Origin of the sequence: Phycicoccus sp. HDW14 (assembly GCF_011383005.1) — a bacterium.
In the GTDB taxonomy this organism is placed as follows: domain Bacteria; phylum Actinomycetota; class Actinomycetes; order Actinomycetales; family Dermatophilaceae; genus Phycicoccus.
In genome coordinates, this window is the sequence record NZ_CP049935.1 from 1,048,538 (window position 1) to 1,068,549 (window position 20,012).

Annotated in this window: 13 protein-coding genes and 2 pseudogenes; 6 read left to right on the top strand and 9 right to left on the bottom strand. The window is 73.1% G+C overall.

What is annotated here, in order from left to right:
• The first annotated feature begins 24 nt into the window (after nt 1-24).
• Together ctaD and G7075_RS05240 are read left to right on the top strand one after the other, a co-directional pair.
• Nucleotides 25-1,709 (top strand): annotated as a pseudogene (ctaD, locus tag G7075_RS05235) (cytochrome c oxidase subunit I).
• A 3-nt stretch (nt 1,710-1,712) separates the two neighbouring features.
• A complete protein-coding gene (locus G7075_RS05240; RefSeq protein WP_166119570.1) occupies nt 1,713-2,126 on the top strand; it encodes a cytochrome c oxidase subunit 4 in 414 nt (137 codons plus the stop codon).
• Nucleotides 2,127-2,136: 10 nt separating this feature from the next.
• Here the strand turns inward: G7075_RS05240 and G7075_RS05245 are convergent, their stop codons facing one another.
• Complete coding sequence (locus G7075_RS05245; RefSeq protein WP_240917902.1) at nt 2,137-2,490, bottom strand: metallopeptidase family protein; 354 nt, start codon at nt 2,488-2,490, stop codon at nt 2,137-2,139.
• Nucleotides 2,491-2,497: 7 nt separating this feature from the next.
• Nucleotides 2,498-3,922 (bottom strand): serine hydrolase, encoded by a 1,425-nt coding sequence (locus G7075_RS05250; RefSeq protein WP_166119572.1) that lies wholly within the window; start codon nt 3,920-3,922, stop codon nt 2,498-2,500.
• 43 nt (nt 3,923-3,965) lie between these two features.
• Here G7075_RS05250 and G7075_RS05255 point away from each other — a divergent pair, with 43 nt between their 5' ends.
• Entirely contained in the window at nt 3,966-4,241 is a 276-nt protein-coding gene (locus G7075_RS05255; protein WP_166119575.1) for a DUF167 domain-containing protein, read from the top strand.
• A gap of 62 nt (nt 4,242-4,303) precedes the next feature.
• Here the strand turns inward: G7075_RS05255 and G7075_RS05260 are convergent, their stop codons facing one another.
• The 4 genes from G7075_RS05260 to G7075_RS05275 are packed head-to-tail and all read right to left on the bottom strand — an operon-like array spanning nt 4,304 to nt 8,674.
• Entirely contained in the window at nt 4,304-6,040 is a 1,737-nt protein-coding gene (locus tag G7075_RS05260) for a ubiquinol-cytochrome c reductase cytochrome b subunit (protein WP_166119577.1), read from the bottom strand.
• Nucleotides 6,037-7,182, bottom strand: coding sequence for a ubiquinol-cytochrome c reductase iron-sulfur subunit (locus tag G7075_RS05265; RefSeq protein WP_166119580.1), 1,146 nt, complete (start codon nt 7,180-7,182; stop codon nt 6,037-6,039). The genes G7075_RS05260 and G7075_RS05265 overlap by 4 nt, the downstream gene beginning before the upstream one ends.
• A gap of 46 nt (nt 7,183-7,228) precedes the next feature.
• The gene (locus G7075_RS05270) at nt 7,229-8,038 is read right to left on the bottom strand and encodes a cytochrome c (RefSeq protein WP_166119582.1); all 810 of its coding nucleotides are present in this window, start codon (nt 8,036-8,038) and stop codon (nt 7,229-7,231) included.
• A gap of 51 nt (nt 8,039-8,089) precedes the next feature.
• Complete coding sequence (locus tag G7075_RS05275) at nt 8,090-8,674, bottom strand: heme-copper oxidase subunit III (RefSeq protein ID WP_166119585.1); 585 nt, start codon at nt 8,672-8,674, stop codon at nt 8,090-8,092.
• Between the two features lie 220 nt (nt 8,675-8,894).
• Here G7075_RS05275 and G7075_RS05280 point away from each other — a divergent pair, with 220 nt between their 5' ends.
• A complete protein-coding gene (locus tag G7075_RS05280) occupies nt 8,895-9,344 on the top strand; it encodes a response regulator transcription factor (protein WP_205860625.1) in 450 nt (149 codons plus the stop codon).
• 5 nt (nt 9,345-9,349) lie between these two features.
• Entirely contained in the window at nt 9,350-10,423 is a 1,074-nt protein-coding gene (gene trpD, locus G7075_RS05285; RefSeq protein ID WP_205860626.1) for an anthranilate phosphoribosyltransferase, read from the top strand.
• 250 nt (nt 10,424-10,673) lie between these two features.
• Here the strand turns inward: trpD and G7075_RS05290 are convergent, their stop codons facing one another.
• From G7075_RS05290 to G7075_RS05300, 3 genes and pseudogenes are all read right to left on the bottom strand, one after another.
• Complete coding sequence (locus G7075_RS05290) at nt 10,674-10,955, bottom strand: Lrp/AsnC family transcriptional regulator (protein ID WP_166119587.1); 282 nt, start codon at nt 10,953-10,955, stop codon at nt 10,674-10,676.
• 9 nt (nt 10,956-10,964) lie between these two features.
• Nucleotides 10,965-11,735: a dienelactone hydrolase family protein gene (locus tag G7075_RS05295; RefSeq protein WP_166119590.1), complete on the bottom strand. Its 771-nt coding sequence runs from the start codon at nt 11,733-11,735 to the stop codon at nt 10,965-10,967.
• 45 nt (nt 11,736-11,780) lie between these two features.
• Nucleotides 11,781-13,498: pseudogene (locus G7075_RS05300) on the bottom strand (DEDD exonuclease domain-containing protein).
• A gap of 183 nt (nt 13,499-13,681) precedes the next feature.
• Between G7075_RS05300 and G7075_RS05305 the strand changes: the two are divergent.
• Nucleotides 13,682-19,987 (top strand): Ig-like domain-containing protein, encoded by a 6,306-nt coding sequence (locus G7075_RS05305; RefSeq protein ID WP_166119592.1) that lies wholly within the window; start codon nt 13,682-13,684, stop codon nt 19,985-19,987.
• The last annotated feature ends 25 nt before the right edge of the window (nt 19,988-20,012 follow it).

A 20,012-nucleotide genomic window follows, 5' to 3' on the forward strand; every position in this document is an offset into this window, starting at 1 on the left:
CCCGGTGCCACGGTCGTCAAGTGGGTGACGACGACCGACCACAAGATCATCGGCAACCTCTACTTCATCACCTCGTTCATCTGGTTCCTCCTCGGCGGCGTGATGGCCCTCATCATCCGCGCCGAGCTCGCCGAGCCGGGGCTGCAGATCGTCGACAACCCCGACCAGTACAACCAGCTGTTCACGATGCACGGCACGATCATGCTGCTGCTCTTCGCGACGCCGCTGTTCGCCGGGTTCGCCAACGCGCTCATGCCGCTGCAGATCGGCGCCCCCGACGTCGCGTTCCCGCGGCTGAACATGTTCGCCTACTGGCTCTACCTCTTCGGCGGCATCATCGCCGGCGCCGGCTTCCTCACCCCGGTGGCGCGGCGGCCTTCGGCTGGTTCGCCTACGCGCCGCTGTCCGACAGCGCCTACAGCCCCGGCCTCGGCGGCGACCTCTGGGTCTTCGGCCTCGCCCTCGGTGGCTTCGGCACCATCCTCGGCGCCGTCAACTTCCTGACGACCATCCTCACGATGCGCGCGCCGGGCATGACGATGTTCCGGATGCCGATCTTCACGTGGACGGTGCTCGTCACCTCGATCCTCGTGCTGCTCATCTTCCCGGCCCTCGCCGCGGCGCTCTTCGCGCTCGGTGCCGACCGCCGGTTCGACGCCCAGATCTTCGCCACCGAGAGCGGCGGCGCGATCATGTGGCAGCACATCTTCTGGTTCTTCGGCCACCCCGAGGTCTACGTCATCGCGCTGCCGTTCTTCGGGATCATCTCCGAGGTCCTGCCGGTCTTCTCGCGCAAGCCGATCTTCGGCTACAAGACCCTCGTCTACGCCACCATCGCCATCGCGGCGCTGTCGGTCAGCGTCTGGGCGCACCACATGTACGTCACCGGCCAGGTGCTGCTGCCGTTCTTCGCGATCATGACGATGCTCATCGCGGTGCCCACAGGGGTGAAGTTCTTCAACTGGATCGGCACGATGTGGGGCGGCAAGCTCGACTTCTCGACGCCGATGCTCTGGGCGCTCGGCTTCCTCGTGACCTTCCTCTTCGGCGGGCTCACCGGCATCATCCTCGCCAGCCCGGCCCTGGACTTCCAGCTGTCCGACAGCTACTTCGTCGTCGCGCACTTCCACTACGTCGTCTTCGGCACCGTCGTCTTCGCGATGTTCGCCGGCTTCTACTTCTGGTGGCCCAAGCTCACCGGCCGGATGCTCGACGAGAAGCTCGGGAAGATCCACTTCTGGATGCTGCTCATCGGTTTCCACACGACCTTCTTCGTCCAGCACCTGCTCGGCATCCAGGGCATGCCCCGGCGCTACGCCGACTACATGCCCGAGGACGGCTTCACGCTCGGCAACCAGATCTCCACGGCCGGCGCCTTCCTCCTCGGCGCCTCGATGCTGCCGTTCATGTACAACGTCTGGAAGACGTGGCGCACCGCGCCGCTCGTCGAGACCGACGACCCGTGGGGCTACGGCGCCTCGCTCGAGTGGGCCACCTCGTGCCCGCCGCCGCGGCACAACTTCGACCGGATCCCGCGGATCCGCTCCGAGCGCCCCGCGTTCGACCTGCACCACCCCGAGGCGGCCCCCGCCGGCACCCACGACGCCGGGCACTCCAAGGCCAGCTCGCTCGTGTCGGCGCTCGGCCCGGCCGACCTCGACGACAAGGCGATGGTCGAGGAGAACGACCGCACGGACAAGGAGCACTGACCGATGAAGGCGATGGAGCGGATCGGCATCCTCGTCGGGGTGTTCGCCTTCCTCATGGCGACCATCTACGGCCTGTGGACGAACTCGACGCCCAACGGCGTCGAGGCGGTCGGTGTCACCGGGCTCATCCTCGGCGGCCTGCTCGGGTTCATGATCGCCTGGTACCTCTGGATGACGCGGCGCAAGCTCGACCGCGACCCGTCCGACGACCCGCTCGGCGAGGTCGACGAGATCCAGGGCGAGTACGGCTTCTTCAGCCCGCACTCCTGGCAGCCGCTGTTCCTCGCGGCCGCCGCGGCCACCTGCTTCCTCGGCCTGGCCGTCGGCTGGTGGCTCGTCATCATCGGGGCGTTCTTCGCGGTGCCGGCCCTCATCGGCTGGACCTTCGAGTACTGGAAGGGCGAGCACGCGCTCTGACCCCTCCGGGTCACCCCCAGCCCAGCTCGTGCAGGGCGGCATCGTCGATGCCGAAGTGGTGCGCGATCTCGTGCACGACCGTCACGGCGATCTCCTCGGTCAGCTCCTCGAGGTCCTCGCACATCCGGGTCAGCGGCCCGCGGAAGAGGATGATCCGGTCGGGCAGCGACCCCGAGGACCACGCGTCCGCCCGCTCGGTGAGCGGCACCCCCTCGTAGACGCCGAGCAGGTCGGGGTCGCCGGGCGGTGGCTCGTCCTCGACGAGGAAGACGACGTTGTCGAGCATCGCCGTCAGCTCCTCGGGGACCTCGTCGAGGGCGTCCCGGACGATGGCGTCGAACCGCTCGGTGCTCAGTGGCTGCACGACGGCCTCATCGGGGGGCGGCCAGCCAGCGCACGGCCGGGCCGGCGAGCGGCACCCCGTTCCACGACGCCGTGACCGCTCCGTCCCGACAGCGCAGGAGCAGCGCGTGCGGGCCCTCCACGGCCCGCACGACGGCCTCGAAGGTGCCCGGCGCGCTCCAGGCCCCGGCGGCGGTCCAGGGACCCGTCAGGGGCTCGGGCCACGCGCCGTCGCCGCAGGGGAGCACGAGGGCCTCCCCCCGCTCGTGGAGGGTCAGCTCGAGGCCGCCACCGTCGGCGACGGCCAGCTCGACGGACTCCAGGAAGGGCACTTCCTCGGTCGGCTCGTGCCGGAAGCGCCACGGACCGGCACCCGGCGCGGGGGCCGCGGCGACGGGGACCGGCAGGGCGACCGCGGCGAGGTGCTCGGCGAGGGCCGCGGCTGCGGTGGGGTCGGGCGGCAGCGGGCCGTCGGCGAGGGCCGGCAGCAGCTCCTCCCAGATCGCGTCGAGGGTCTCCTGGCTGCCCTCGGTGCACGAGGTGAGCGCGACGACGAGGTCGCTCCCGGGGACGACGACGGAGAACTGCCCGTAGGCCCCGTCGGCCCGCACGGCGTCGTGCCGGCAGCGCCACACCTGGTAGCCGTAGCCCTGCTGCCAGTCGACGGGGTCGGGGTGGTGCGTGGTGTCGGTGTGCCGGGTCGTCATCCGCTCGGCCCAGCCCTCGGGCAGCACCCGGTGCCCCTGCCACCGGCCGTCGCGCAGCAGCAGCTCACCGAGCCGGGCCAGGGCCTCGGTGCCGACGTGCAGCCCGGAGTAGCCGAGGTCGAGACCGTCCTGGCTCGACCAGGCGGCCTCCTCGATGCCGAGGGGGTCCAGCAGCCGGGGGCGCAGGTAGTCGAGCAGCCGCTGCCCGGAGCGCTGCTGCACGGCCAGGGCCGCCATGAGGGTCGCGCCGTTGTGGTAGACGAACCACCCCGGCTCCTCCTCGGGCTCGACGGAGAGGAAGTGCGCGGGGAAGGTCGAGGTCCTCGACCCGCGCCAGACGAGGGTGTCCTCGCGGTGACCGGTGCGCATCGCGAGCAGGTCGTGCAGCGTCAGGGCCGCCGCCCGGGGACCGGCCACCGCGGCCGCCTCGGGGAAGAGGTCGACCACCCGGTCCTCGGTGCGCAGCAGCCCCTCGGCGACGGCGAACCCGACGGCGCAGGCCGTGAAGGTCTTGCTCACCGAGTACACGAGCTGGATGCCGCCCTGCGGGTAGGGGCGCCAGGACCCCTGCGCGACGACGTGACCGTGGCGCAGCACCGACACGCCGTGGGGTTCCAGGCCGCGGTCCTCCCAGCGGCGCACGAGGGCGAGCAGCGCGCCGGAGGGCACGCCCTGGGCCTCCGGAGTACTGCGCGGGAGGTCGCTCGTGGACGGGACGGCGTGGCCGGGGGTCGCGTCGGTGCTCACGGCACCCAGCCTAGGTCGCCGGGCGGGGGAGCAGGATGGGGCCGTGCGCATCACGGTGAGGGTCCGTCCGGGGGCGTCGCGCCCGCGCGTCGGGGGTCGCTGGGGCGACGGGGACGTCCTCGGGGTGGCGGTGGGTGCGCGGGCCGTCGACGGGGCCGCCACGGCCGCGGTGTGCACGGCCGTCGCGGCCGCCTTCGGGCTGCGGCCGCGGGAGGTCACCGTCGTCGCGGGGGAGCGCTCGCGCACCAAGGTCCTCGAGCTCGACGTCGACGCGGCGGAGGGGGCCCGGCGCCTCGCCGCGCTGCTGGCCGGCGGCTGATCGCCGGCACATGCGAGGGGCCGCACCCGTGGTGGGTGCGGCCCCTCGTGGTGCGGGTGCGGTCAGTACCGGGACGCGGTCTCCCCGGACTCGATCTGCGCCGTGTCGTCGCCGCCCTCGATGGCCTCGGTCTCGTGGCCGTGGTGGTGCGCGGCGGCCAGCTCGGCCGGCGTGACCGGGTTGACGGCGTCGGCGAAGTAGAAGCGCGACAGGGCGGCCCGGACGCGGTCCTTGCGCTGGGCGGGACGAGCGACCCCGTGCTCGTCGACCTCGGCCTCGAGCTGCAGCGGCGCCACGGCGTCGTGCTGGACGAGGACCCACTGCTCCTCGGGGAGCCCGGCCTCGTGCCGCTCGAAGAAGCGGCCGTCGGGCGTGCGGATGATCGTGCCCGACTCGCGGCCGTGGAGGACCAGGTCGCGGTCGCGCCGCTGCAGCGAGAGGCAGATCCGCTTGGTGACCCAGAAGGCGATGGGCGGCAGGACGAACAGGGCGATGCGGAAGAACCAGGTGAGGTCGTTGATCGACATCCCGAGCTTGATGGCCATGATGTCGTTGCCCGAGGCGAAGAGCAGGACGGTGTAGGCCGTGATCCCCGCCATGCCGATGCCGGTGCGGGTGGGGGCGTTGCGGGGCCGGTCGAGGATGTGGTGCTCGCGCTGGTCACCGGTGACGAAGCGCTCGACGAACGGGTAGGCGCCGAGCACCACGTAGACCAGCGGGAGCAGCAGCAGGGCCCCGGGGAAGATGTTCATCGACACGGTGAACCCGAAGACGGTGAACTCGAGCCAGCCGGGCAGCAGGCGCAGGGCACCGTCGGCGAAGCCCATGTACCAGTCGGGCTGCGAGCCGGCGGTGACCGGCGACGGGTCGTACGGTCCGTAGGCCCACACGGGGTTGATCTGGACCAGGGCCGCGATGAGGGCGAGCACGCCGAAGACGATGAAGAAGAAGCCACCGGCCTTGGCGGCATAGACCGGCATCACCGGGTACCCGACGACGTTCTCGTTGGTGCGGCCCGGGCCGGGGAACTGGGTGTGCTTCTGGACGAAGACCAGCCCGATGTGCGCGGTGAACAACCCGATGAGGATGGCCGGGATGAGCAGCACGTGGGCCGAGTACAGGCGGGGGATGATCATCTCGCCGGGGAACGGGCCACCGAAGATCCCGTAGACGAGGTAGGAGCCGACGACCGGTGCGGTCTGGACGAAGCCGGCCATCGCGCGGATGCCGGTGCCCGAGAGCAGGTCGTCGGGGAGGGAGTAGCCGGCGAAGCCCTCGACGATGGCGAGCAGGGCGAGCACCGAGCCGATGACCCAGTTGAGCTCGCGGGGCTTGCGGAAGGCGCCGGTGAAGAACACCCGGAACATGTGGACGACGAGGGCGACGACGAACATCAGCGCGGCCCAGTGGTGGATCTGGCGGATGATCAGGCCGCCCTTGATGTCGAAGGAGATGTCGAGGGTCGACTTGTACGCCTCGGACATCGCGACACCGCGCAGCGGCACGTACGAGCCGTCGTAGATGGTGTGGCCGGCGCTGGGGACGAACCAGAAGGTGAGGAAGGCCCCGGTGACCAGGCAGATGATCATCGAGTACATGGCGATCTCGCCGAGCATGAAGGACCAGTGGTCGGGGAAGACCTTCTTCATGAGGTAGCCGACCGGCTTCGCGGCACCGGTGCGGTCGTCGACCCACCCGGCGACGCCGCCGATCTTGCGGGCGGCGGCCGAGGGCGGGGCCTGGGGGGCGCTGTCGCCGTCGCGCAGGGCGTCGGCGGGACGTGCGGTCTGCGTGCTCACTGGCCACGCTCCCAGAAGCTCGGGCCGACCGCTTCGCGGAACGGCTGTGCGGAGACGAGGTAGCCCTCGTCGTCGACGGTGATCTTCAATTGTGGCAGCGGACGCTTCGCCGGGCCGAAGATGACCTTGCAGTCCTGCGTGACGTCGAAGGTTGACTGGTGGCACGGGCAGAGCAGGTGGTGGGTCTGCTGCTCGTAGAGGCCGACGGGGCAGCCGACGTGGGTGCAGATCTTCGAGTACGCGACGATGCCCTGGTAGCCCCAGTCGAGCTCCTTCTGGGACTTGATCTGGCTGGGGTCGAGGCGCATGACGAGCACGGCGGCCTTGGCCTTCTCCTCGAGCAGGTGCTCGGCGCCACCCTCCTGGGTCTTCGGGTCGGGCAGCAGGCCCTCGGGCATGACGTGCACGACCGAGCCGATGGTGATGTCGGAGGCCTTGATCGGCTGGTTCTCGGGGTCCTTCATGAGCCGCATCGGCTTGAACTCGGGGATCTCGCCGGGCCCGCTCGGGCCGCCGTTCCACCACGTGAGCGACAGGCTCTTCTTCGGCAGCTCACCGAGCGAGCCGCCGACCTGGAGGACCAGGCCGAGGGGGAAGAGGGCCAGCGCGCCACCGAGCGTGTACTTGATGAGCGGGCGACGGGTGATCTGCGAGCTGTCACCGCCCTCCTGGAGGACCTGCACGACGCGCGAGCGGTCGGCGTCGCTGGCGCGCATCGGGTGGCGCTCCTCGACGACCTCGGTGTCGGGCATGAGGGTCTTGGCCCAGTGCACGGCGCCGAGGCCGATGCCGAGCAGGCTCATCGCCAGGGTCACGCCGAGCCCGACGTTGGTGGCGCTCGTCGCACCGATGCCGGGGACGAAGACGGTCTCGTCGACGTCGAGGGCGAAGTACAGGACGAGGAAGAGCAGCGTCCCGAGGATGGAGATGCCGAAGAGCGCGGCGACCTGCTTCTCGGCGCGGCGGGCGGCGGACTCGTCGAGGTCGGCCATCCGCGGGACGTGGTGGGGGAGGCCGGGGTTGGTGAACCGCTCGGGGATGCCGCCCTGCCCGACGACGTGGCCCTCGTCGAGGCGCACGGCCTCGCCGTGACCGCCCGGGGCCACCTCGGAGCCGGTGGTGGGGGTGTCCTGCTCGTTCATCGGGTTACCGATCTGTCGTCGACGAAGGTGGGGGACGGGGCGGCCGCTACGCGGCCTTCGAGCCGAGCCAGACGGCGCAGCCGATGAGGATGCCGAGGCCGAAGACCCACGCGAACAGGCCCTCCGTCACCGGGCCGAGCGAGCCGAGGGTCAGGCCGCCCTGGTTCGGCTGCTGGTCGATGGTGTCGAGGAAGGCGATGATGTCGCGCTTGTTCTCGGGGGTGACGTTGGCGTCGTTGAAGACGGGCATGCTCTGCGGGCCGGTGGCCATCGCCTCGTAGATGTGCTTGCCCGAGACGTCCTTGAGCGAGGGGGCGTACTTGCCGCGGGTCAGCGCGCCGCCGGCGCCGGCGAAGTTGTGGCACATCGCGCAGTTGACGCGGAACAGCTCGCCGCCGAGCGCGGGGTCGCCCTTGGAGGCGTCGACGGCCTCGTCGGCGGGGACGGCCGGGCCGGGGGCCAGCGAGGCGATGTAGGCACCGAGCGCGTCGATCTGGTCCTGGTCGAACTTCACCTTGCCCTGCCCGGCCTGGACGCCCGGCTGGGCCATCGGCATCCGGCCGGTGCCGACCTGGAAGTCGACGGCCGCGGCCCCGACCCCGGCCAGCGGCGGCCCGGCGATCTTGTCGCCCTGCCCGGTGGCCCGGCCCTCGGCGTTGAGGCCGTGGCAGGTGGCGCAGTTGGCCCGGAACAGCTGCTTGCCCTCGTCGACCGAGGCGGCGGTGGACGCCGCGCTCGAGGCGTCGGCGGGCTCCGGGGCGACGGCGGCGTAGACCGCGCCGGTGAGGAACAGGCCGATCATGAGGAGGACGGCGATCGCCGCCGGGTGCCGGCGGCGGGCTGCCAGTGCGTTCACGGTGCTTCCTGTCGTCTGCTGCGGTTCGGGCGGATCAGGGTGCGGGAGAACTTACTTGAGGACGTAGATCATGAGGAACAGGGCGATCCAGACGACGTCGACGAAGTGCCAGTAGTACGACGTGACGACCGCGCCGGTGGCCTGCGCGTGCGAGTAGCGACGGGTGGTGAAGGTGCGCCCGAGGATGAGGAGGAAGGCGATGAGCCCGCCGGTGACGTGCATCCCGTGGAAGCCGGTGGCGAGGTAGAAGATCGACCCGTAGGAGTCGGAGGAGAGGGTGACCCCCTCCATGATCAGGTGGGCGTACTCGTAGACCTGGCCGGCGACGAAGATCGAGCCGAAGATGTAGGTGAGGACGTACCACTCGCGCATGCCCCAGGCGCTGACCCGGGTGAGCTTCGTGCCGGCCGGGCGGGCCACGACGCCGCGCTCGGCCTGCAGGACGCCGAGCTGGCACCAGACCGAGGAGATGACGAGGATCAGCGTGTTCGCCGAGGCGAAGGGCACGTTGAGCATCGCCGTGCGCTCGTCCCAGAGGTCGGGCAGGTGGCCGCGCAGGGTGAAGTAGAACGCGAAGAGCGCCGCGAAGAACATGAGCTCGCTGGAGAGCCAGACCATCGTGCCGACGGCGACCATGTTCGGACGCGTCGCGGGGCCCGAGCCCGGGATGGACGGGACCGGTCCCGCGTGCTTGACCGAAGCTGCTGCAGAAGTCGCCACGCACGGCATTATGCCGACATCCGGGGGTATCCGACGAGGCGACCCCCGAAACGCTCGACAACGCCCCGCAACGGCGCCCGGTTCCCGGTGAACGGGCCGGTCGGGGGCCCGGGCGGGCCCTCGCTACGATGCCTCCATGACCGATTCGCACGACCCCGCGGGCCCCGCCCCCACGTCGGGCTCCGACGGCCTCCACCGGGTCCGGGTGCTCCTCTACAGCGACGACATCACCACGCGTGACGCCGTGCGTGCCGCGGCCGGTCGCCGGCCCGCCCGTGACGTCGAGGTGGTCTCGTGGCACGAGTGCGCGACGGCCGAGGCGGTCATCGAGGCGATGGACGCCGGCGGCGTCGACGTCGCGGTCCTCGACGGCGAGGCGGCGCCGGTCGGCGGCCTCGGGCTGTGCCGCCAGCTGAAGAACGAGATCTTCCGCTGCCCGCCGGTCCTCGTGCTCACCGGGCGCCCCCAGGACGCCTGGCTCGCCGGGTGGTCCCTCGCCGACGAGGCCGTCCCGCACCCGCTCGACCCGATCGCCGTCGCCGAGGCCCTCTCCCGCCTCGCGCGCGAGCGGGTCTCCGTCGGCTGAGCGGCGTGGGCGCCCCCACGGTCGGGGACCACACCTGGCCGGACCTCCTCTCCGCCCTGCTGCGTGGCGAGGACCTGAGCACCGACGCCGCCCGCTGGGCGATGGACCGGGTGATGAGCGGCGAGGCCTCGCCGGTGCAGCTCGCCGGCTTCCTCGTCGCGCTGCGGGCCAAGGGCGAGACGGTCGAGGAGCTGCGCGGCCTCGCCGACGTCATGCTCGAGCACGCCAACCGCATCGAGGTGCCCGGGCCGAGCACCGACATCGTCGGCACCGGCGGCGACCGGATGCACTCGGTGAACATCTCGACGATGGCCTCGGTGCTCGTCGCCTCCACGGGGCTGCGGGTGGTCAAGCACGGCAACCGCGCGGCGTCGTCGTCGTCGGGCTCGGCCGACGTGCTCGAGGAGCTCGGGGTCGACCTCACGCTGGCCCCCGCGCAGGTGGCCGAGGTCGCCGAGCGGGTCGGCATCACCTTCTGCTTCGCGGCGGCCTTCCACCCCTCGATGCGGCACGCCGCGGCCGCGCGGTCGGGCCTGGGGGTCGGGACGGCCTTCAACGCCCTCGGCCCGCTGACCAACCCCGGCCAGCCGACCTACGCGGCCGTCGGGGCGGCCGACGCCCGACTCGCGCCGCTGCTCGCCGGTGTCTTCGCCGGGCGCGGACGGTCCGCGGCGGTGTTCCGCGGCGACGACGGGCTCGACGAGCTGACCCTGGCGACGACCTCGACCGTGTGGTGGGTGCGCGACCGCGAGGTCACCGAGCTGTCGGTCGGCCCGGAGGCGGTCGGCCTCGCCACCGCCCCCGTCGAGGCCCTGCGCGGCGGCGACCCCGCCTTCAACGCCGACGTCGCCCGTCGGCTCTTCGCGGGCGAGACCGGACCGGTGCGTGACGCCGTCGTGCTCAACGCGGGGATGGCCCTGGCCGTCGCGTCCGGGCTCGAGGGTGCGCCGACCGACGCGAGCCTCGCCGCGGCCCTCGGGGCGGGTGTGGCGCGGGCGCAGGAGGCGCTCGACTCCGGGGCCGCCGCTGAGCTGCTGGCGCGCTGGGTCGCCACCACCCGCGAGCTCGCCGGCGCCTGAGGCCACTCGGCCCCCAGGAGTCCTTCCTGGTGGCGCGGCGGGGGTCATCACCCCACCTCGTCCTCCAGGGACCCTTCCTGGTGACGTCCACGGGGTCGAGCGGGCGACGTCGTCACCCCCCATCGGTCCCCAGGAGGCCTTCCTGGTGGCGCGGCGGGGGTCATCACCCCACCTCGTCCTCCAGGGACCCTTCCTGGCGGTCGGCGTGCAGGACGCGCCGGAGCGTCCGGGTTCGGCGCGCCCGGGTTGCTCAGTCCTCGATGCCGAGGCTGAACGCCGACTCGAGGTCGTGCGAGGAGTAGGTGCGGAAGGCGATGTGGGTGTTGGTGCCCGTGACGCCCTCGACCTTGTTCAGCCGGTCGGCGATGACGTCGGCGAGGTCCTCGTGGCGGCGGACCCGCACCATCGCGACGAGGTCGGCGTCGCCGGCGACCGAGTAGACCTCGGTGACGCCCTCGAGGTCGGCGATCTCCTGGGCGACCTCGGGGATCCGGTCGACGTCGGCGGTGATGAGGACGATGGCGGTGATCACCGGGCCAGCCTAGCCACCGGCCGGGGCGCCCCCGAGGCGGCGGGAGAGCAGCGCCTCGAGCTCGCGGTAGTGCCGTTCGGCGCCGGCCTCCTGGTACATCGCCGTGTCGGCCATCGTGTAGCCGTGCGGCGCGTCGGGGTAGACCTCGTTCGTCGCCGTCAGCCCCGCGTCGGCCAGGGCCGCCCCGAGGGTGGCGACCGCCTCGGGCGGCATCGACCCGTCGTGGTCGGCGTGGCCGAACACGAGCTCGGCGCGGGCGGTGGCCACCGAGAGGTGCGGGCTGTCGGGCTCGTCGGTGACGAGGCCGCCGCCGTGGAAGCCGCCGCACGCCGCGACGACGTCGGGGTGGTCGCCGGCGGCGCGCAGGGCGATGCGGGCCCCCATGCAGTAGCCGGTGACGGCGACCGGGCCGTCGTCGACGGCGTCGAGGCCGCGTAGGGCCGCGAGGTAGGCCTCGACGTCGGGGCGCGAGAGGTCGCTCGTCAGGGCCCGGACCCGGGGCATCGCCCGGCCCATGACCGCCTCACGGCCCTCGGGCGTGTGCAGGTCCTCGGTCGGGGCGAGCTCGGCGACGGTGCCGTCGCGGTGGAACACGTTCGGCGCGAGGACGACGTGGCCCCATCCGGCGATGCGCTCGCACATCGCGGCGATCTGCGGGCGCAGGCCGATGGCGTCCATCACGAGGAGCACCCCGGGGCCGTGCCCGCCCGGCGGGAGGGACAGGTGGGCCTCGGCGGTGCCGCCGGGGACGGGGACGTCGACGAGGTGGAGGTCGCTCATCCGGCGCACGCTACGCCGCGGGGTGCCGCCGCGGGCGCGACGGGGTCAGCGGACGCCGGCGAAGCCCGCGGTGCGGCGGCGGGAGGCCTCGAGCGGCTCGAGCTCCTCACGGACCGCCGCGGCGCCGGCGACCGGGCAGGTCCACGGCCCGTCGACCTCGACGACCCGCACGCCCGGGGACTCGAGCCAGCGGAGCACCTTCTCGCTCTCCTCGGCCGTCGCCGCGGTGGCCGGGGCGAGCGGGGCCGCGACGACCTCGGCGCTGGCCCGCAGCGCGGCGATGTAGGGCATCGGGTCGGCACCGCGCGGTGAGGTGGTGCTCCCCGCGAGCCGGCCGTGCCGCACGCACACCACCTCCCAGCCGCCGGTGACCGAGCGGCGGGCCGCGACGAGCTCGGGGATGCGGGCGAGGGGGTCGAGGCGCTGCGAGCGGGTGGCGCCGCGGACGAGGGCGACGAGCCGGTCGCGGACGACCTGGGCGTCCTCGAAGCGCTGGACGGCCGACAGCGTGGCCATCCGCTCCTGGAGCGCGTCGAGCAGGTCGCGGGTGCCGCCGGAGAGCAGCTGGGCCGCGCGCTCGACGACCTCGGCGTACTCGTCGACGCCCTGGGCGCCGGTGCACGGGGCGCCGCAGCGGCCCATCTCGGCGAGGACGCAGGCCGAGCGGGGGCGCTTGGGGGAGAGCCGTTCGACGCACTGCCGCAGCGGCAGCACCTCGTGGACGGCGGCGACGGCGGCCTCGGCCGACTGCCGCGACCCGAACGGCCCGACGTAGCGCGCGCCGTCGTCGGCGACCGAGCGCACGACCGACAGCCGGGGGAACGGCTCGACGGTGAGCTTGACCCAGAGCGCCTTCTCGGGGTGGCGCGAGCGGCGGTTGTAGCGCGGCTTGTGCTGGGCGATGAGGCGCAGCTCGCGGACCTCGGCCTCGAGGGTCGTGGCGCAGACGACCGGGCTGACCGACTCGGCGAGGCGCACCATCTCGCCCATCCGACGCCGGTGCTCGGAGGCGGTGAAGTACGAGCGGACCCGGGTGCGGATGGACACCGACGTACCGACGTAGAGGACGCGGCCGTCGCCGTCCTTGAAGAGGTAGACGCCCGGCTTGTCGGGCAGGTCGTCGGCGAGGTGGCGCTTGCGCCGGCGCGCGGGGAGACCCGGACGGTGTAGTCGAGGAGCTCCTCGAGGGAGTGCACCCCGAGGTTGCCGACTCGCTCGATGAGCCCGTGGAGGACGTCGACGGTGGCGCGGGCGTCGTGCAGGGCACGGTGGTCGGGGGTGGTGGTGGAGCGGAAGAGCCGTGCGAGGGAACCGAGCCGGTGGTTGGGCACCTCGTCGCGGCGGACGAGCTGGCGGGCCAGGTGCACGGTGTCGAGGACGGGGAAGCCGGGCCACTCGCGTTCGGTGCGCCGGGCGGCGGCCTTGAGGAAGGAGATGTCGAAGCCGGCGTTGTGCGCGACCAGGACCGAGCCGGCCGCGAACTCGAGGAAGGCCGGGAGGGCCGCCTCGATGCGCGGCGCGTCGGCGACCATCGCGTCGGTGATGCCGGTGAGCACGGCGATGAAGGCGGGGATGGCCTCGCCGGGGTTGACGAGGGTCTGGAACTCGCCGACGACCTCGCCGCCGCGCACCCGGACCGCCCCGATCTCGGTGATGCCGCACTCGGCCGGGCTGCCCCCGGTGGTCTCGAGGTCGACGACGACGAAGCTGACACCGGCCAGCGGCGTGCCCAGGTCGTCGAACGTGCCCTGGACCATCGTCATGGCCCGAACGGTAGATCGCGGGGCCGACAGCCCCGCCGAGGCGCGCGGACGGGCGGGGCCCCACGCAGGTGGGGAGTGCTCCCCGGGCCAACCGGCCCCGGTGTGCTCCTCGCCCGGTTAGGGTGCAGGTCACGGCACCGGCGGGGACCCGGTGCCGACAGGGGTCCGCCGAGGAGGAGACACGTGGCTCGACGTGCGTCCGCCCGTGCGGCCTCCCGCGCGCGGCGCCGGCTCGCCGGCCTGCTCGCGGTGGTCGTCATCGTCTCCGGCCTCGGGTACGCGGCCGTGGCCAGCGACGGCTCGACCGTCCACGAGAGCGACCTCAACGACGCCGGGGTGTGGGTCAGCTCGGCCCAGCAGGCGAAGTTCGCCAAGGCCAACGTGCCCATCGGCCAGCTCGACACCGGCGTGGCCACCGACGCCGCCGCGGGCAGCGGCCTCGACGTGCTCCAGGACGGCGCGGTCGTCCTCGGCCTCGACACCGGCACCGGCGAGCTGTTCTCCATCGACGCGCGGGCCGCCGCCGCCGGCGACCCGGTCGCGACGGTCGCGGCCGCCCCGGCCGGCAGCGACGGACGCTTCGTCCCGGCCCGCGTCGACCTGCGGGGCGGCACCCTCGCCCTCCTCGACCCCGCCACCGGCAAGGTCTACGCCCAGCGGGTCGACCCGCAGGCGGGCACCGAGTCGTTCCCGGGTGTCGCGGTGGGCGCCAGGCCGGTGGCCTCCGTCGGGAAGAATGCCGCGATCGCGGTCGGCGTCGACGGGGTCGTGCACGTCGTGTCCGGCGCCGACGGCAAGGTCACGAGCATCGCGCCGGCCGGCAACGGCTTCCGCAAGCCGGTCGTCGTGGCCACCGGGATCCGTTCCGGCACACCGGACATCACGGCCGTGGGCCCTGACTGGGTGGCGTACGACCCCGCGAAGGACACCGTGCACACGGCCGCCGAGCCGGCCGGCGTCGACGCCCAGGTGACGGTCGAGGGCGGGCGCACCGCCGCGCTCCAGCAGCCGGGGCCGTCCGCGCCGACCGTCGTCGTCGAGTCGGCGAGCCGTGCGGTGCAGGTGCCCCTCGACGGTGGCGCCTCCCCGGGTGGTGTGGTCGTGGGGGAGCAGGTCAACCGGGTCCCGGGTGCCACGCTCGTCACCCGGCCGGTGGTGCTCGACGGCTGCGTGCACGCGGCGTGGGCCGAGCAGGGTCGCGTGTTCTACGGCGTCAACTGCGGTCGCACGGGGGACCAGCCGACCGCGACGTTGCCCGCCGAGGGGGAGGAGGCGACGCGCGACGGGGTGGCCTTCCGGGTCAACCGCGGCCTCATCGTGCTCAACGACCTCGACAACGGCGGGGTGTGGGACCTCGACGACAAGCCCAAGAAGATCGACAACTGGGACGCGCTGACCCCGCCGGTGCGCCAGGACGACAAGAACAAGAAGAAGGACGAGAACCTCGTCGACGAGGCGAGCGCCAACCAGCCGCCCAAGGCCGTGCCCGATGCCGAGTCCGTGCGCCCGGGGCGCACGAGCAAGCTGCACGTCCTCGACAACGACACCGACGTCGCCGGGTCGGTGCTGGCCATCGACCAGCGCGACGTCAGCGCCCCCTCCCTCGAGGGGGTCTCGGCGACCGTCTCGGCCGACGGGCAGTCGGTCGACGTCGCCGTCCCCGACGGCACGGAGGACCGGTCGTTCGAGTTCTCCTACAAGGTCAACAACGGGAAGGTGACCTCGAAGAACGCCGCGAAGGTGACGGTGCGCATCGTCCCGGAGGAGGTCAACGGCGCCCCGCGGCTGCGGCCCGGCGCGCGCCTGGCGCAGGAGCCGTACCCCGTCATCGCCGGCAAGAAGCTGTCGGTGCCGGTGCTCGCCGACTGGCGTGACCCCGAGAACGACGTGCTCGCCGCCCGAGCCGACGTCGAGGGCGGGGTCGTCGACGGGCAGGGTCGGGTCACGCTGACCGCCCCGGTCGAGGAGGGCCGGCAGCCGGTGGGTTACGTCGTCACCGACGGGCGGGGTGGCACGACGAAGGGCTCGGTCAACGCGCAGGTCATCTCACCGAGCGGAGACGGCAAGTTCGTCGCCCCTCGCACCCAGCCCGACGCCGTGCGCGGTGTCGTCGGCAAGCCGTTGCAGGTCGAGCCGCTCGGCAACGACATCGCGGGTGCCGACCCCGGCGAGCCCGACGCCATCCTGCGGCTGCGCTCCGAGGTGCGCCCGGTCGGGCCGCTGCAGGTCGACACCGACCTCGCCACCGGCCAGGTCACGGTCACCGGGTCGGCGCCCGGCACCTACGAGCTCCCGTACTCGGCGACCACCGGGGCCGGGGCCGCACCGGGCCGCATCCGCGTCGACCTCAGCGCGCCGCCGGAGGGCGCGCCTCCGGTCTCGGTGCCGGACACCGCGACCCTGCACGACCAGGCCCCCGCCATGGTCGACGTGCTGGCCAACGACTACAGCCCGCGTGGCGACGTCCTCGTGACCGCCGCGGTCTCCGCGAGCAGCGACTCGCCGTGGATCCGCCCCTCGATCTACCAGGGCCGCTGGGTGCGCCTCGAGGCCACCGAGCCGGCCCCCCTCGATGCCGACGGCGGCGGGCGGCGCGGCACCGTCTCGTACACCGTGAGCGACGGCACCCAGCGCGTCACCGGCCAGGTCTCGGTGCTGCAGCAGCCGCCGGTCGAGGACGCCGTGCCGCTCGTCCAGGACGACACCGCGACGGTCCGCGAGGGCGACACCGTCACCATCCCCGTCCTCGACAACGACACGATGGCCGACGGCATCCCGCTGCGGCTCGACCCGCGTTCGGTCAAGGTCGTCAGCAAGGGCGACGCCCAGCAGGCCTTCGCCTCGGGCAACGTCGTGCGCTACGTCCCCGAGGCCCGCGGCCTCAAGGCCGAGAAGTTCGTCACCCTCGAGTACGCCGCCTACGCCGACGGGATGGCCGCGCGCGCCCAGACCGCCCGCGTGCGGGTGCAGGTGACGCCGCTGCCGAACGCCCAGCGGGTCGACCAGGCCCCGGTCGCGCGCAGCTTCACGGCGACGGTGACCGCCGGCGACCCGATCACGATGACCGTGCCGACCTTCGGCGTCGACCCCGACGGCGACTCGGTGTCGGTCACCGGTGTCGTCGGCGCCGACGGCGGCCCGGTCGACCTGCGGCTCGGGCGCGTCGTGGCCATCGGTCCGTCCACGATCCGCTACGAGTCCTTCCCGCTGGCCGCCGGCACCGAGGTCATCACCTACGAGGTCCGCGACCGCTTCGGCGCCACGAGCCGGGCCTTCGTGCGCCTCGGGGTCGTGCAGCCCGGCGACGCCCAGCCCCCCGTCGCCGTGCCCGACGAGGTGTTCGCGGCCCCCGGCAAGACGGTCACCATCAAGCCCCTGACCAACGACCTCATCGCCCGGGGCGACGTCGTCGACGTGCGCACCGAGGGCGACCGCACGGGCTGGCAGGTCGACGACGACCACACGGTGCAGACCCGGGTTCCCGACGACACGACGGCCGTGCACCAGCTCGTGTACTCCATCAGCGACGGCCTCTTCGACCCCTCGCGCGCCTCCATCCTCGTGCGCGGGATCAAGGGCTACCTCAACCCACCGGTCGCCAACGACGACGTCGCCGCGCCGAAGCCGGGGGAGACCTCGACGCAGGTCACCGTGCTCGCCAACGACACCGACGTCGACTCCGACCCCGCCACCCTCCAGGTCGTCGACGTCCTGTCCCCGGACGCCACCGTCACCCCGGACGGCCGGGTCTCGGTGCGCATCCTCGACCACCCGTACTCCGTGCCGTACGTCATCGAGGACGAGGACGGCCAGCGCGCGATGGCCCTCGTCCACGTGCCCACGGGCGCCAACGGCCAGCCCTTCGTCGTCGCCGGCACCGTCATCGACATGGACCCCGACTCGACGCGCACGGTGGCGCTCGGCGACCACGTGAAGTCGCCGCGCGGCCGGGTCGTGTCGGTGACGACCGCCGACACCCTGAGCGCCTCGCCCGACGCGAACCTCTCGGTGTCGCTCACCGACAACCGCACCCTCGAGCTCACCTCGTCCAACGGCTACGTCGGGCCGGCCGCCGTCATGGTCGAGGTCACCGACCAGGACGCGGTCGCCCAGAAGGACTTCGGCACGGCGTACGTGTCGATCCCGGTCCAGATCGGACCCAAGGTGCCGCTGCTGCGCTGCCCCCAGGGCGAGGTCACCCTGCGCGCCGGCGGCCTCGACCGCCGGGTCGACATCCCGACCTTCTGCCACGCGTGGCTGCCGGTGGGGACGAGCCTCGACACGGTCGAGTTCACGACCCGCTGGGAGGCCGAGGCCGACGCCGACCTCTCCGTCGACGGCCCGGGCAACCGCACGGTCACCCTCCACGCCGACGGTGACGCCCGCAGCTCGCGCGGCCGGCTGACCGTCTCGTCGCCCGGGATGACCAGCCCCTCGACGATCGGGGTGCGGGTCATCGGCGCCGATGACCCGGCCTTCGGCGGTGCCTCGGGCGCCGACCCGAACGACCCGCTGCCCCCGCCGACCCTCCGGCCCATCAGCGTCACGGGCCTGAAGGAGGGGGAGTCGCGCACGGTCGACGTCCGCCCCTACCTCGACTCGCCGCTGCCGAAGCCCGCGTGCTCGGTCACCTCGGCCCGGGTCGAGGGGGGGACGGGTGTCACGGCGAGCGCGTCCGGCTGCTCGGTGACGCTGGTCGTCGGCGCCCGGCCCTCGCCGAGCGCGGCCGTGGCGATCAGCGTCAGCGACGGCCCGAAGCGCACCGCGCGCGGGCGCATCTCGGTGACGCTGCTCGGCAAGCCGGGGCAGCCGCGCCAGGTGCAGGCCGTCGCCGACCGCGACGCCGGCGGGCAGGCGCGGGTGTCGTGGCTCGCGCCCACCTACGACGGCGGCTCGGTGATCGGGTCCTACCTCGTGCGGCACACCGGCGGCTCGTCCGGCACGACGACGTGCTCGGCCAGCCCGTGCACCGTCACCGGGCTGACCAACGGCAAGGACTACCGGTTCACGGTCGCGGCGGTCAACGGCGTCGGCGAGGGCCCGCCCTCGGAGTCGAGCGCCGCCGTGCGCCCGGACACGCTGCCCGACGCCGTCACCGGGGTGCGGATGGTCTCGCGCGGCGACCACACCCTCGCCATCGCGTGGGACCAGCCGCCGAACGAGGGCAGCACGCTGCGCAAGTACGTCGTGCGGCTCATCTCCTCGACCGGGCAGACGAGGAGCCAGTCGGTCACCGCGCCCGGGCTGCGCACCACCGTCACCGGGCTCGACAACATGGCCGAGCAGTCGGTGCAGGTGCAGGCCTGGAACGAGCTCGGGGCGGGCCCGTTCGGCCCGGCGGTCACCATGCAGTCGGCCGGCACCCCCGCGGCGCTGCCGGCCCCGGGCATCGCCGCGAGCGGGCCCGGCCCGGCCCAGGACTCGGCGACCCTCACCGTCTCGTGGGCCCAGGGCTCGCCGAACGGCCCGCCGACGACGCGGTACTCGCTCTACCAGCGGGTCGACGGCGGCGCGTGGGGCAAGGTCACCGACACCGCCCCCGGCACGCGGTCGGCGAAGGTCGTCATCCCCTACGACGGGCGCACGTACGAGTACACGGCGACGTTGACCAACGGCGCGGACCTCGAGTCCGCGAAGGCCAACGCGTCGAGCTTCCGGTCGGTCGGCATCCCCGAGACGCCGACCGTGCGGGCGACGACGCCGGACAGCGACCGGCAGATCAGCCTGACCGTCGGGGTGGGCAAGCCCCGGGCCGGTGCCTTCACGGCCATCCGCTGGTCCGGCGGTGGCACGTCGGGCACCCACACGTGCGGGTGCGCGCCCGGCTCGCAGGTCACCTTCCCGGTCGGCCCCTTCGACACCAGCCCCACGAAGGCCCGGACGATCACCGTGTGGACGGTGAACTCCGGTGGGCAGCAGTCGACCCAGGTGTCCGACACGGCGACGCCGTACGGTCCGACCCTGACGCCCACGGGCCTGTCGAGCTCGCGCAGCGGCAACACCATCACGTGGGACTGGAACCTGCCGGAGAACGGCCGGAACATCACCGACGTGCAGGTGCGCGGCGCGGTCGACGGCACGTACGGCGGCAACCGCACGCGGGTGAGCTTCATCGGTCAGGACGGGAAGACCTACCAGCTCGAGGTGCGCTCGAAGTCGGCTGCGGGGTGGTCGGACTGGGCCGGTCCGGACCGTCAGTCGATCCCCGACCCGCCGAGCATCGGTGGCATCTCCAAGGGCGCCACCGACAAGGCGAGCTGCGGCAACTGCCGCATCGTGAACTGGCGGGCGAACAACGTGCCGGCCGGCGACTACACGCTCGTCTGCACCTACAACCACCGTGGCTCGCCGTGGTTCACCACGAGCGTGCACGTCAACGGCGACGGCACCCACACGGGTGGGTACTGCTCGATCGACCCCAACCTCGCCAACGAGATCAAGCTCGACCTCAACCCGGGGTCGGCGACCTCGGGCTGGGTGAACTGGTAGCGGTCCCGCTCGGGGGTGACCCCTG